13 protein-coding genes are annotated in these 14,167 nt (G+C 45.5%); 9 read left to right on the top strand and 4 right to left on the bottom strand.

Annotation, left to right across the window (positions count from 1 at the left end; all coding sequences use genetic code 11):
• Positions 1–96: 96 nt before the first annotated feature.
• Positions 97–1,179: a DALR anticodon-binding domain-containing protein gene (locus tag QT973_RS03870; RefSeq protein WP_333390658.1), complete on the bottom strand. Its 1,083-nt coding sequence runs from the start codon at positions 1,177–1,179 to the stop codon at positions 97–99.
• A gap of 355 nt (positions 1,180–1,534) precedes the next feature.
• Between QT973_RS03870 and QT973_RS03865 the strand changes: the two genes are divergently transcribed.
• The 5 genes from QT973_RS03865 (at position 1,535) to QT973_RS03845 (ending at position 6,186) form a co-directional block, all read left to right on the top strand.
• Positions 1,535–2,362, top strand: a complete 828-nt coding sequence (locus tag QT973_RS03865) for a Crp/Fnr family transcriptional regulator (RefSeq protein WP_333209682.1) — start codon at positions 1,535–1,537, stop codon at positions 2,360–2,362.
• Positions 2,313–3,155: an HAD-IB family phosphatase gene (locus QT973_RS03860; protein WP_333240624.1), complete on the top strand. Its 843-nt coding sequence runs from the start codon at positions 2,313–2,315 to the stop codon at positions 3,153–3,155. Before QT973_RS03865 ends, QT973_RS03860 begins: the two co-directional genes overlap by 50 nt.
• Before the next feature lie 244 nt (positions 3,156–3,399).
• Positions 3,400–4,029, top strand: coding sequence for a methylthioribulose 1-phosphate dehydratase (gene mtnB, locus QT973_RS03855; RefSeq protein WP_333209678.1), 630 nt, complete (start codon positions 3,400–3,402; stop codon positions 4,027–4,029).
• Positions 4,030–4,113: 84 nt separating this feature from the next.
• Entirely contained in the window at positions 4,114–5,163 is a 1,050-nt protein-coding gene (locus QT973_RS03850; RefSeq protein WP_333053100.1) for a patatin-like phospholipase family protein, read from the top strand.
• Between the two features lie 210 nt (positions 5,164–5,373).
• Complete coding sequence (locus QT973_RS03845; RefSeq protein ID WP_333053101.1) at positions 5,374–6,186, top strand: MlaE family lipid ABC transporter permease subunit; 813 nt, start codon at positions 5,374–5,376, stop codon at positions 6,184–6,186.
• Between the two features lie 162 nt (positions 6,187–6,348).
• Here the strand turns inward: QT973_RS03845 and QT973_RS03840 are convergent, their stop codons facing one another.
• On the bottom strand, positions 6,349–7,863 hold the full coding sequence (locus QT973_RS03840) for an SGNH/GDSL hydrolase family protein (RefSeq protein WP_333053103.1): 1,515 nt from the start codon (positions 7,861–7,863) through the stop codon (positions 6,349–6,351).
• Between the two features lie 208 nt (positions 7,864–8,071).
• Here QT973_RS03840 and QT973_RS03835 point away from each other — a divergent pair, with 208 nt between their 5' ends.
• The 3 genes from QT973_RS03835 (at position 8,072) to QT973_RS03825 (ending at position 9,931) form a co-directional block, all read left to right on the top strand.
• Positions 8,072–8,416 carry a Dethiobiotin synthetase gene (locus QT973_RS03835; protein ID WP_333170930.1) on the top strand — a complete coding sequence of 115 codons (345 nt, stop codon included), beginning with the start codon at positions 8,072–8,074 and terminating at the stop codon, positions 8,414–8,416.
• Positions 8,417–8,576: 160 nt separating this feature from the next.
• Entirely contained in the window at positions 8,577–8,825 is a 249-nt protein-coding gene (locus QT973_RS03830) for a hypothetical protein (protein WP_333053105.1), read from the top strand.
• Between the two features lie 716 nt (positions 8,826–9,541).
• Positions 9,542–9,931: a hypothetical protein gene (locus QT973_RS03825; protein WP_333209675.1), complete on the top strand. Its 390-nt coding sequence runs from the start codon at positions 9,542–9,544 to the stop codon at positions 9,929–9,931.
• A 321-nt stretch (positions 9,932–10,252) separates the two neighbouring features.
• Here the strand turns inward: QT973_RS03825 and QT973_RS03820 are convergent, their stop codons facing one another.
• Both QT973_RS03820 and QT973_RS03815 read right to left on the bottom strand, forming a co-directional pair.
• The gene (locus QT973_RS03820) at positions 10,253–11,539 is read right to left on the bottom strand and encodes a glycoside hydrolase family protein (RefSeq protein ID WP_333053109.1); all 1,287 of its coding nucleotides are present in this window, start codon (positions 11,537–11,539) and stop codon (positions 10,253–10,255) included.
• Positions 11,540–11,836: 297 nt separating this feature from the next.
• Positions 11,837–12,496 carry an NAD(P)H-binding protein gene (locus QT973_RS03815; protein WP_333053110.1) on the bottom strand — a complete coding sequence of 220 codons (660 nt, stop codon included), beginning with the start codon at positions 12,494–12,496 and terminating at the stop codon, positions 11,837–11,839.
• 117 nt (positions 12,497–12,613) lie between these two features.
• Here QT973_RS03815 and QT973_RS03810 point away from each other — a divergent pair, with 117 nt between their 5' ends.
• On the top strand, positions 12,614–13,327 hold the full coding sequence (locus tag QT973_RS03810) for a DUF1997 domain-containing protein (RefSeq protein WP_333053111.1): 714 nt from the start codon (positions 12,614–12,616) through the stop codon (positions 13,325–13,327).
• Positions 13,328–14,167: the final 840 nt, after the last annotated feature.

Here is a 14,167-nt window from a genome sequence, read left to right as displayed (position 1 = left end):
CTGCGATTTCAAAAATTAAACTTGTCCGAAACCAGCGCCAAAATACAGTAAAATACTTTTTTTTATGCTACTTGTTACTTTTTTATACGGACTAATTCAAAGTTCTAAAGGAGCAATAGCGTTCAACAAATTTTCTAGGATAAATCGCAGCAAAGATTGAGTTGCTAATATTAAACCTAATCGAGCTTGGGCGAGTTGTGGCTGTTCTATTTTAACTTCTCCCCAAATTCGGCACTGGCTGTAAAAAATCTGAAATGCTTCGCTCAAACTATTGGCTAATTTGAAATAATTGACAGGTTGTTCGCGTTTTTTTACCTCAAAATTAGGATATAAATTGTCTAGCACTGTTAACAGTTGGGATATTAAACGGCGTTCTGCTGGATGCACTAACCGCAGTCGATCGCCCTCGTCGATCCAAGGGATAGGATTTGGACTCTCCAGCGACCAAATTTCCGGCGCTGTAGCGACATCTGGCTGGGCGATCGCAATTATCCGATCGCGGTGGGCCATTCGCAGCAGGGAACAGCAGCGCGCGTGGCTGTACTGAATCGGAAACAGTCGATCGGCACACACAACAGGAGATAATATTCGAGATTCTGGAAGTGGGAGGTTCGTTTGAGCTAAACGCTGCAACCAGACGGCTAAACCTGCATCAGTCAACTCCAACTCAATAATTCCAGCCCGTGCGACTTTAACGGCGAAATCTGGGTAGCACAGCGGTTGGAGAGTTTCGGCCAACTCGGCGGCGATTGTCTGCGGTGTCTGCTGCCAACTTTTAGCCAATTTCAGGGCGATCGCAGACAGGTACAGCACCCGCGCGCTATCTTTACTCCGATTTAACGGAATTATTGCACCATTCTCAATAAGCTTTTTATGGGCGGGCAGGATGCCCACCCCACAATCAAATTCACTCTTTGTGGAACAGGCATCTTGGGCGGGCAGGATGCCCACCCCACAACCAAATTCACTTGTTGTGGAACAGGCATCTTGCCTGTTCTTGAGAACAAATTCATCTCTTGTGGAATGGGCATCTTGCCCGTTCTTGAGAATGGTGCCACCTATGAGATTTAATGGAATTTTCCCTAGTGCCTCTTGCTGGCCGATCGCCCTTTGGAACCTGGAAAGCAAGAAACACTTCACTGTAACTTCCGGGCACTGCTCCATATTTGCTGTATCCATATCGGCTCATCCTACCGTAAGAGCAACGATCGACTGTTACCGCTTGCACTTTTCTTGTACGTTAAACTGCTGATCTCAGAGATAGTCGATCGGCTCCCCCGGACGAGGCTACATCGAATTAATCGGCTTTATAGCGATTTTTTTGCTAAATATACAATAATTTACGACAAATTTTTTGCTGAACTATACCATTTTGATGTATTTTTTGCTACATTAAATATTTCGGTAAAACTAAGAAAAGTCAGCACAGTTAAGAAGCGTGCAAGCTCGATCGGGGGTTGGTTGTCTCACTTGGTATCGCACTGCTGGCAGAAGCTGTTTTTCTCACTCTTAAATATATCCCAGAGCCTCACTTATGCAATCAACTTCCACATCTGTAGAGACTATCGATCGACCGTTTATCGCTTGGCAGCGAATTATCGACTGGGCCCAGGAACACTACCGCTGCCGGACTTTTAGCAAAGACGAGCGGATTCCCGCAAGACCCGGACTGCTGTATTTAGTCCAGAAAGGTTCTGTGCGGCTCGTAGGCAGTGCTCAAGTTAGCGCTGCTGCGGGGAAGTCGAAATCCGCTGACAAAACTACAGAAGAAGCTTTTTTGGGCTTCGTTGGCGCCGGTCAGCCCTTTGAACTGGTTGCTCAGTCTCCGTTTACTCTCCAAGCTTACGCCCACGCCGATCAAACTCACGTAGTGTGGATGTATTGGCACGACTTGGATAATTGGCCTCACTTTCGTAGGGAAATTTTGGATGCGTTTCGCTACCAACACCAGCGGAAACTTCTCTGGCTGAGCACTTTGGGACAGCGCCGGACGATCGACCGACTGCTGGGATTTCTCACTTTGTTGATCGAAGAGTTCGGCGAACCTTACATAGGTGACGGCGAACCGGATGTGGTTCGGGGCTACCGACTGCCTTGGACATTGACTCACGCTCAAATTGGCAGCGCAATTGGCTCAACGCGGGTGACGGTGACGCGCTTGATGGGTAAGTTGCGATCGAAAGGTTTGATTAATACTGAGGATGATAATTTAATCTGTTTGCCTGCTAAGTCTAACCCCCAAAAGACAAAAAACCAAAAGCAGGAGGTAGAAGATTCCTTGGATGATTCCCTGGATGATGAAGATTCCCTGGATGATGAAGATTCCCTGGATGATGAAGATTCTCTCGAAGAATCTGCATAAAATCCTGCGGGAAATTGCCAACAAACAGCACGTCACTATTAGTTTTGGGCAGTCGCGCTCGATGGCTCGACAGTGTAGGATAAATTGTGTAAACTTTTCCTGTTCTCGAAAGGTGCGACTGACAATGACCGATGACAAGCCAAAATCTTCAATCCCGAACAATCAGCAACGGGTGGTATTCTGCGACTTTGACGGCACGATAACTGTTGAAGAAACTTTTGTGGCAATGCTCAAGCATTTCGCACCGGAACTGTCGTCTCAACTGATGCCAGAAATATACGCTAGAAGGCTGAGTTTGCGATCGGGAGTGCGGCAGTTACTAGAGTCTATTCCCTCGGAACGTTACGGGGAAATTGTGGAATTTTCTAGGGGAAAGCTGATGCGGCCGGGATTGGTGGAATTGCTGGATTTTTTGGACAAAAAAAAGGTAGATTTTGCGATCGTTTCCGGCGGTCTTCGGATTATGGTAGAGACGGTAATGGGCGATTTGGTACACCGGGCGAGGGTTATTTACGCTGTGGATGTGGACGCTAGTGGCCCTCGCTTGCAAGTCAATTCTGAGTTTGAAGGAGATGAGGAATTGGTGTCTAAGGTGCGGGTGATGGGCCAGCACCCGGCCGAGGAACAGGTGGCGATCGGAGATTCGCTAACGGATTTTAATATGGCTTTGCAGGCTTCGTCGGTGTTTGCGCGCGATCGGCTTGCCCAGTATCTAGACGAACAGCAAAAGCCTTATACTAAATGGGATAATTTTTTTGATGTGTTGGAAAATTTGTCCCAAAAATGGAATTGAAACTATCGCCTTTCTCAGGTAATATAAATTCCGTTTGCATCGGTATTGTATGATGTTAAATTTTGTAGGGGCGGGTTCACAAACAATAATTGCCCATAATAGACAATATAATAAACCCGCCCCCGTGCATATAAGTCCGATGCTACCGGATTTGATATAAGGTACGCAGTGCACTACGTTTAGATAAACCAGCGCAATTCCTATTAACGTAAAAAGTAGATTAAAAACTGAGGATTTGTCAAGAATGAGTGGTGATTTGAGATCGGATTTAATTGCAGCAGCCAAACATTTTTACGATCGCGGTTGGATGGTTGGGACTGCTGGGAATCTTTCAGCCCGCTTACCAGATGGCACTTTCTGGATTACTGCTAGTGGCCGCGCGAAAGGGCAGTTAACTGAACAAGATTTTATCAGAATGAACTTAGACGGCGCAATTGTCGAGCAACCTGTTGCTGACAGCCGCCCTTCCGCCGAAACCAGCATTCATTTAGCCGTTTACAATTGTTTTCCAGACGCGAAAGCTTGCTATCACGTCCACTCCATCGAGGCAAATTTAGTTTCTCGGCTAACCGCAGGAGATGCAGTGCCTTTACCGGCGATCGAAATGCTGAAAGGTTTGGGAATGTGGGAGGAAAACCCGCAAGTGTCGATACCCCTCTTTACAAATTATTTAGAAGTCCCTAAGATAGCCAAGGAAATTTGCGAATTTTTTGCCATTTCTGCGCCCTCTGTACCCGCTTTGTTAATTCGCGATCACGGCATTACAGTCTGGGCAGAGTCGCCAGCCGCCGCCTACAATTACGTAGAAATTGTAGAATACATTTTTCGCTATACGATCGCAGCCCGCCAATTAAATTTAGATTTGAAATTTTAGATTTTAGATTAAGCGGTGCATGGATTCGGAGGCTTGGGGATTTGAGATTAGCAAACGAGAAAATATTCAGAATAGGCAACAATTATGGCGAAATATACCAGAATTTTATCCATAGATGGAGGCGGAATTAGAGGAATTATTCCAGCGCAAATTTTAGTTAGCGTTGAGTCAAAGCTGCAACAAAAAAGTGGCAACCCTGATGCGAGAATAGCTGACTATTTTGATTTAATCGCCGGCACGAGTGCAGGAGGAATTTTAACTTGCATCTATTTGTGTCCCGATGCCGAAAATCCCACCAGACCTCGGTGGGCAGCCCAAGACGCTGTTAATTTTTCGATTGAGAGTGGCCGCGACGTTTTTCAGACTTCATTGTGGCAAAAAGTCAGATCTCTAAATGGTGTGAGAGATGAGAAATATCCCAGCGAGCCCTTAGAAAAATTATTTTGGGAAAATTTTAGAGATTGCAAACTCAGCGAACTGCTAAAACCTTGTTTAATTTCCAGTTACGACATCGAAAGGAGAAAAGCTCACTTTTTCGATCAAATAGATGCTAAAGAATATCCAGCCGAAGACTATTTTATTAGAGATATCGCCAGAGCCACATCGGCAGCTCCCTCTTATTTTGAGGCTTCTAAAATCTATTCTTTTAGCAATGAATGCTACGCTTTAATTGACGGGGGAGTATTCGCCAACAATCCCGCACTTTGTGCTTATGCAGAAGTTAGAAATAAATTCAGAATTCCTGACAATGACTCCTACCGAGGCCCGAAAGCAAAAGATATGGTAATTTTATCCTTGGGAACCGGAGAAGCTCAGAAAAAATACCCCTACGAAAAAGTAAAAAATTGGGGTCAAATTGAGTGGGTAGAGCCTTTGATTAATATCATGATGACGGGAGTTGCTGAAACTGTAAATTATCAACTAATTCAAATTTATGATGCGGTTGAAAGACCGAATCAATATTTGAGAATTACTCCCGATTTGAGCCACGAACAACCGCTGCCGATTGATGATGCCTCGGAAGAGAAGATATCGGCACTGCTGAGAATTGGCAAGGATCAAGCCGAAAAGAATAATGAACAGTTAGATAAGTTTATCGACTTGTTACTTGCTCCCGTAGTCCTAGGATTTTAGATTTTAGTCATATTGTAGGGTGGGTTGGGCGCGGCGATTAAGTTAAGTCACCAATAAATAAATCTTAAACCGCGCCTAACCCACCAACCGCAGGGCCCAGAGACAAAAAATATATGTTGACAAATCGTGCAATAATTGCTGTAGGATTGCCGAAAATCTCTATTTAGCAGTGCTTCGCCCTGTTTGCAATTAATCGCGAGCCCTCCGTCAGTGGTTAAGAAATACCAAGAAAAGCGCGATCGACATTTAGATGAAACCTTCAATAACAGGTGGTTTCAGCGGTTTTTTTTGACGTTGTTCCTGGGGGGCCAAGTGCTGCTACGCATACTCCAAGGCAAAATTGACCGTCGCAAAATCATGGAACATTTAGTAACAGTAGGCCTGGATTCTTTCCGATCCGTGCTGCTAATAGCCTTTTTTGGCGGCATGATTTTTACATTTCAATCCGCCAGAGAATTGGTTCGCTTTGGGGCGGTTGGGGCGATGGGAGGTGCGTTTGCTGTGGCATTTTGTGGCGAATTAGCACCACTTTTAACGGCGGGCGTGGTGGCGGGACAAGTAGGTTCGGCCTTTGCGGCGGAGATAGGAGAAATGCAGGTGACGGAACAAATAGACGCCCTGTATATGTTAAGAACAAATCCGGTTGATTATTTAGTAGTGCCGAGGGTGATAGCTTGCTGCATCATGCTGCCGATTTTAACAATTTTTGCGGTAGCGGTGGGAATTTTGGGCGGGCTATTTGTAGCGGTTCATTTTTATAATTTGGAACCGTCGGTATTTTTGGAATCGGTGCGGACTTTTTTGGGGCCTGGGGATTTAGTAACTGTGGTGATTAAAAGTTTTATTTTTGGGTTGATAATTGCCCTTGTCGGTTGCGGTTGGGGATTGACGACGGTGGGCGGAGGGAAAGGAGTAGGCCAAGCTGCAACGGCGGCGGTGGTAACTTCTTGGGTGTTGATTTTTGTAGCAGATTTCTTTTTATCGTTGTTGATATTTCACGAGTTGAGGATGCTCAAAGGTTGATAATCTTGGCGATTATAGCAGGATTCAGGAGTCAAGACGCTTAAATATTAAGGGTTTGAACAATCATCAACCCGAATGCCACCAGGATTTCTATAAAATAACATGAAGATTTTTTAAACCGCAGATGAACGCAAATAAACGCCGATAAAATTGCATCAGCGTTCATCCGTGTTCATCCGCTGATATCTGCGGTTTAAAACTCTCAACTTCAGATGGTAGATTGGAGAAGGAGAAAGGAGGGCGATACACTCGAATTGCCTGGATTGGAACTTTCCCATCTGTTTCGGGGACGATTTCGAGGGTGTGTTTGGAGTTGCTCAAATTCTGAGCCAATGTTGTAGAATACTCGCGGCTTGAATCTGTAATTTGTGGAGGAACGTATGAATCAACAAACATTGGTCGCACTTGCCAGGAAATTTCAAAGCCTTTAGGCGTCGGTTTTTTAGACTCTTCATAAGAATTTTTCAGCCACCAGTTTCTCGGTTCAATCACGACGCGGCCAGAGTTTGAGACAAACATTTCGTCGTTTGTACCGCTGCCGTCGTAACCTGTTTTAGAACCTACAACGTCAAATTTAAACTTGCTGGCGTCGCTGTTAATCTCAGTAATCACGGCTTTCCAATCTTCGACGATTAGCGGTTTTTGACTGGATATTTGGATGATTGCTGGCAAACCGACGCCAAGAGTAACGCTAGGTCTGGTGATGCTGTAAAGTTCAGGAAATTCTGAGGGTTTTTTGCCGTCGATCGCAATTCTAGCAGAAATTGCTTTGCCGTTGAAGGTTTTATCGGCGATCGCATCTATTCTATTTCCTTCAAATTCTAAAACCAACTTGCCATCTTGCCATTTAACATCGGTGCCAACTGTATAGGTTTTCACTAAATCCTGCGGCGGTTGAGGAGAATTTGGCTTGTATCGCAGATGCGGTTTTATCAGGGCCGCTAGGAGAAAGTTTCCCCAATCGTTGAGGTGAATGCTGTCGCTCAATAGCTGTTGTGGCTGCAAGCGATTGTCTTTCAAATACCTGCGCCAAGGTTCACGAATTTCGGCTATTTCGCAGCCGTATTTATCGGCCAACTCCGGCAGCCATTTAGTAGAATGAGTGTTGTGCCATTCGTATCTTTTGACTGAATTTGGATCGTCGCTGTTGCCTGTAGGCATCCAGTCAAGATGGTCTGAATGCAAGAGTATTTCGCTAGCAGTGCGGCTGCGGACATTGGCAATTATGGCTTCGTAATCTTCACCGCCTCCGTAGACGTGAAAAATTAGCAAGTCTGGATAAAAAGGATACAAATCGTGTTCGCTGGGACGGATTAAAATCGGGGCGGCAAATCCTCCGATCGCCCGATTTTCCACAATCAAATCTGCATTGGGAAATCGCTGTCTTAAATCCTTCACTACATCTTTCCACCAATCTTGTTCTGTGATGGATTGACCGTAGAATAGAATACGCACTTGGCGGCGGTCTGTTGGAGTGCTAGCAGCAAGTAGCCCCATCGTCCTTTGAATCCTTGCTCCAAAACTAGCATTATTTTCAATAGGAGCGGGTGGGGGAAATGGCGTAGAGGCAACTATTTTTTTGATGAGCGGAACTAACAGAAAGCTCAGACACAAAAAAAGCAGCCACAAGTAGCGATAAATCTTGGATTTTCTGCTATTTCTTTGGTGTTTTGCCATTGTTTTATTTTTCCCTGTCCGTTTCACTTTGCTCCAGGCGACTGTGGGATGAATGCTACGTGTCTAATCAGTAGCTGTAGCGTGCTTATGGGCGCACCTCACCAGTAGCTGTAGTGTAGCCTGTATGGAAATATATTACCAAATTGAGCGAGCCAAAAAGTGATATAATGCCTGCTAATTAATTGCACTCCGATCGATCGCACGTCAAATGGATTACAAAACCGCCCGCAGTTTTCTGATCGACCAAGGAACCGCCCTGGAAACCAAGAAAAATCCCGACGCCTTCCTGATGCGTCTCAAACAAGGTCAACCGCCCGTACCCGGACAGGTGACATCGATTTTATTAGCTTTAAAAATATTGTTTGAGAGTCTGCAAGAATCTCCAATGCTCGATCGACAATTGATATCGGCACTGCATTTACTGTCAGTAGAAGGTTTGCAGCAATTTGAAGCTGGACTCCGCAGAGGAGTTTCTTGGCCACCGCTGCTGAAGGAAGACTTAAATCGAATTGCGATCGCCGTCAAGAATATCTTTTCCGGCGTCTGGCAATAATTAGCTCAGCAACCACCGATCCCGATACCCACCGCCAGCCAACTCAATTTTTTTTATACAATTATTTGTAAAATTTTATGTTAATCTTGCTACATTTACCCTCGAATTGTGGCATCTTAATATAAGAATCACTTCAAACAAACAATTGGAGATACTACTCATGAACGCTGAAGAAAAAGCTAGACAACTAATTGCACGAGAAAGGCAGCATAGCGAACACTTGCACGAAGCTATGCTCAATCGTTCCTCCCACGAGCTAGAAACACATGGGGAGGGAATTGCTGAAGAAAAAGCCAGAGAATTAATGGCTCAAGAAAGGCAGCACAGCGAACACCTGCACGACTCTATGTTAAGCCGTTCCTCCCAAGAGGTAGAGGCATCGATCGCACCCGATGACACTGACAAATAAATTTTGTAAACACAAGACTTACGGACACATACCAATAAACCTGGTTTTTATACCATTTTTCATACCATAACAAAGGGCTGTAAAAATGTTTTTGTATAAACAACCAGGTTTCTGAGTCTTGCAATAGTTCAGCACAGCAAAACTCTACTCAAATCGAGGAGGATTTTAGGTGCAATCAAAACAGCCCCTGCTCGGTTGGCCGCCGCTATCACAAGCATCCACGCGCCATATATAGCAATAGAAAATGCCAGGTTCTACTCCTCGCGAAAGCTTTCCAGGGATGCCAAAAGAGCTGGCAGTCCCGCTAGCGCAGCCGACACCAGAGCCTCATCTTTGTAAACTCGAGATAGCCGAATACGGGTACTTTTAGACGCAGAGGTGAAAGAGCCTCGCCGTTGGGAATTTCCGGTTTCAACCCGCCCTAAATTTTGTGTTTCTCGCGTCACGCCAAACATAGCAGTATCCTCGCAGTATCGTCAATTAATCCCTAAATATGCGCCCGTAAATTTTCTCACGGCTTGCTGTATGTTTCTATTATTACTCAGATAGGTAACAGAGATGAAAGCATGAAATAATTATTCACGATAGATAGGGATCAACTTAAACTGCTTAAGGGCTTTTATTAATTTGTTACACGGCGGGTTTGTTTCAGCCGCCCACGACGACTCAGACACCAGCAACCAAAATCACCGATTTCACAGGAGGAATGCGGATCGATGATGCTAACTCTTAGTGCAGCAACAGTGATAAGTCAAATCAAGCCGACTGTCGAAAGCTTGGGCGACGGAGACTACCGCTACCGAGACTCCTTTGCGCTCGATCGACCTTTTCGAGAAATTCAATTTCGCAAACAAGACAGATACATCACCGGCAGCGATTCCGACAAACGCACGGGCAAAAGTTACTGCTTCCGGGGCATCCCCCAGCACAACAACATTATTAACATCACGGTAGCGATCGAAATTTCCCCAAAAACAGCACAGAAAACCGAGTGGAAATTAGCACCGGGAAACCCCATTAATTTCGACAGGCTTTATCCCCTGCAAGCAGGGCCGGGATTAGAATTGTACAAATGTTTGACAGCATTTTTACCAAAATTGAAGTAATTATATCAAATATGGTGGATTGCACCGGATATCTCTAGGACACGGCTTGGCCCATAGGTGTCAACTTAAGCTTTTAGTCCATCAATATTCCCGCCTACCCGTCAGTCCGCCAGGGGTTGAAACCCCTGTCTAATACCTAAAGTCCTCGCTATGAGGACTAATGAGTTTAAAAAATTTTATTCTCAGTCCTCATAGCGAGGACTTTAGCTTTGAGGCAGGGAATTCATTCCCTGTCGGACTGTCGGACAGTCGGACTGTTTAACGTTAAGTTGACACCAATGGAGACTGCCGTGTCCCTACCCTTCTTTGTGTTAATTTAACCTAAGAACCAGCATTTTCCAATTCTTCCCGCAGCATTTCCCGGTAGACTTTCGGCAAACGAGAACTCATAGAATTGGTTTCAATTCCATATCCCAAACTCGTCCAAGTTCCCGAAAGCATCCGCAACACGTCAGTTAATCTTTCCTGTCGCAACATCTCAGAAATATCAGCTTTCCAAAACTTGCGATCGCTCAACCAAGCATAAACCACAGCATCCTGATCTTCTGGTTCAAAACTGTAATCTTCCCAGAATAAAAAATTAGCACGACGCGCCTGATAGCGCTTAGCCTTCTCCTTCCAAGTCGTAGTCAGAAATTGATACCTGCCCGCAGCGGTAGTACACCTGCCTCGATTCGGGCCATTAACAATCTTCACGCACCAGTCAGGATGGCGGCTCAAATCTAATATGTATTTGCCACCGTAAACAACGTGATAAGGGCGAGCAACATTCGACTCGCTAGCAGAAATAGTACGCATCAGCGCCCGAATATAAGGATCGCCCGTTTTAATAGCCAGCGGCGGGAATTTTCCCCGCCCGCTTACCGACTGCGACAACTGCTGATTTCCCCGCAAACTGTCAACCAAAAAAACACCGCCGCCAATCACAGCGCCGATTAAAAGTATAAATCCGAGGATTTGAATCTCTGCTCGCCTCAGCAAACCTCTTTTGCGACGGCTCAATTTCTCAGCTTCTAGCCAACTCATTTCCATTTCCGAAATTTCCGCCAATTTTCGAGCCGCCCGCATCCGGCGCACCCGAAAATCGTATTGATATAGCGGCGCGGCTACCAGCGTTAGACTCGATAAAACCCCCGCCAATTTAATCATCCAGAAATCTAATTCACCGGCTATGGCAACATTTGTCAGAGTAGATATTCCTGTTAGTAATTGAGCCGGATCGATCGATCGCGCGGGCCAATAAAAAATCGCAAGTTGCACCAACAGCGACAGATTAAAGGCAAAAAAAATCACTACAACAGCATTCAAGCCTTCTCGCAAGTGCGATCGAATACCCGTATGCCGACGCTTGAACTTGCGCGCAACGCGAAAGCGCCCCGGCAGCATAATTAGTAAGGGATTTAAGATTTTGACTGCTAAAAAGTGACAAACAAAGAACACAGGCAACTGAATCAGCCAAGCCGCCAGCAGTAGACTCAGAAAGCCGATATTGTCGCTGACAAAAGGAATGCCCCTGCGAAGGACAAAACTAAAACTCTGAGCGAGAGCAAATGCCCTTAACCACGAAATCGGATAGGGGAACCAAGCTGGCCACTTGAGAGTTTTCATGCTGGGAGAACGAAAGTTTAAGGGCGAATGGTAAAACTATTAAGATTTTGCCAGATTTGGCGATCGGAAAACTGGCAATTCCCCTGCGGTTTGTACTGATGGGACTTGCGCGCTGATGCCCAGAAACCGGGTTTTTTAACCAAAAACTTGCCTAAAACCCTCAATCTCGGTAAAAAAACCCGGTTTCTTTGTTCGCTACCTGGGCCTAAAGAAACCGGGTTTTTTACCTTTGTGCTGGCTGCAACGGGTATTTTCGTGAAAAACCCGGTTTCTGGGCACCCGTGCGTCCTAATTCAATCAAATCACACTGGCAAACAACTCCTCAAAACTCTTTTGCGGAGCCTCCGACTTCGCCACAATTTCCACAACCTTGTTGCGAGAAGTCGGCTGAAACAGCGCCTCCACGCACACTTGGGCTACCTTGGTGCGGGGAATGCTGCTCTCAAACATTTTGTCCGCACCAGTCATGACGATCGCATCTGAATTATCCTCATTTTTGAGGCCGCCCGGACGGACGATCGTATAAGTTAGGCCGCTTTTTTGCAAATACTCCTCGGCTTGTTTTTTCCAAACCAAAATCAGCCAGAACAAATTCAGCGGGTGAAAAAACTGAGAGACGCACAGAGAAGTCACCAGCACAAAATGCTCAATTCCCTTAGCCTTAGCTGCATCCACCAAATTTTTAGTACCTTCAAAATCCACCTTGTAAGGCGCTGTCGGGTCAAAACCAGGGGCCGCCCCTGTCGCACACAGCAATACCGTACTATCGCCGATGGCATCGCCTAGGGAAGTTGCATTTAATACATCCCCAGTCACTAACTCAGCCTCCGGTGGTAAAATTTGCCTCGCTGTGTCTAGATTTCGGACTAAGGCGCGCACGGGAATACCTCGCTTGACCAATTCTGCGACGATGCGGCGGCCAGTCTGACCTGTGGCTCCTGCTACAAATGCTTTCATATGTCGAGTTATGCTGAACTAGGGTAAGTTTTGTTGCTATCAATTTCTCAATTGTAGGGAGGAAACTCCCTTAACACATCCCCAACCCGACCGGTGCGTATTACAGGAGAGTATAGAATGAAGCAAGATTCCGCTGAATATCAAACTTTTGAAGCTTCTGACGAAAATTACTACCCAGATGCGAGTTTCCGACAGCCCGAAAGTGGAAGCGCGGATGCACCAGAGGAAGTTGAGCCGATTTGGTTTCACACGCATTTTGAAGACAGCATGGAGATGTACGCCGATGCGGAGACGGTGGCGAAGCATTTGAACAACCACAAGAGTTGGTTTTGCCAGTGCGCTTCGCCGATGAAGGCCCAGCCGATCGGCGAAAACGGCTATGATTTATTAATCGGGCGTTTTGGGGCTTTCGGCTACCGTGTTGAAGCGAGAATTGGTTTAGAGTTGCTGCCGCCGGATGCTGAAGGCTGCTATTTGATTAAGACTATTCCGGTTCCGAATTATACCTCGCCTGGGTATGAAGTGGATTTTCGATCGGCAATGAAGCTAGGGGAGATACCGTCTCAGGAGTTTGCCGCCGATTGGCCGAGCTCGGAACGTGCTAAGCTGCCGCCTGTGATTACCATTACTAGCTGGAAGCTGGATTTGGCTGTGGGAGTTTGCTTTCCCAAGTTTATTCGATCGATGTCTCAACCTTTAATAGAAAAAACCGGCGATGCGCTTTTGGAAAAAATCATCAAACAAGTTAACCGGCGCTTGACTTATAAAACTCAGGTTGTTTTTCACGAAAGTTTGGGCATTCCTTTTCCGAAAAATCCTAAGAAATATTAAGCATACTTACGCTTTAACCTGTACAGCATTTAAATTGTATGTTAAGTGTGGGATCTCCTGCCCAACCCCTACTCCCCACAAGAGTAAAGATTTATTTGACTCTGCAATTTAAATGCGGATTAGCTTAACTCGCATTTGTAGGGTGTGCACTGCACACCTTACTCATAAGTGCGATCGTCATAACTCATACCCTCGTAGATTTTCGACTTCGGCGTGAGCGCTCAGTCGCACAATTTTAGATTAAATTATGGGGAATAACTGATTGTGTATGGGTTGGGATCGCGAGCCTAAAGTTGCTTTTTTGAAACTGATATCACTTTCTCCGGGTGCTTAGAGCGAGCCTTATGCCTAGGTTTTTGAATCCAACACTTGCTTTACCAGTTAATCCAAATCATCAAGTTATTGCTAATAAAATTTAAGGGTAAAGTCATGATTGCATTTTGACATATAGCAATTCTTGCAAAAGTCGTATTTTTTTTACCCCACGCCAACCCTCCCCGAACGCGCTGGGAGTCCGTAAGAAATTCACAAATGATGCGAGGATTGCTAGATGCTGATTTCTTATCAGTGGAATTAGTTTTTATTATTATGGGTCAATTTAGCACAGGGTTGGACACAATAGTTTCAAGTCAGATGCCCTCAATTTCGACAGTATTGTTATTAAAAGATTCTGCTTCTGTCATTATGCTTTCCCTCCTTATTGCCTCATGATTAAGCAATGTAGGCGACGCAGTTCAAAGCGGGATCCGATCGCCCTCGTAAACTAGCAAGTGTCTCAGATCACAAGGCAGATCGATCGCCCTCACTGCCAAAAAACGTAAAGTTATGTCAGATTAAGTA

The sequence above is a fragment of the Microcoleus sp. Z1_A1 genome (genome assembly GCF_036700305.1).
GTDB lineage: Bacteria > Cyanobacteriota > Cyanobacteriia > Cyanobacteriales > Microcoleaceae > Microcoleus.
The sequence above is the reverse complement of the archived record's forward strand: the minus strand, read 5'-3'. Positions and strand labels throughout refer to the sequence as shown.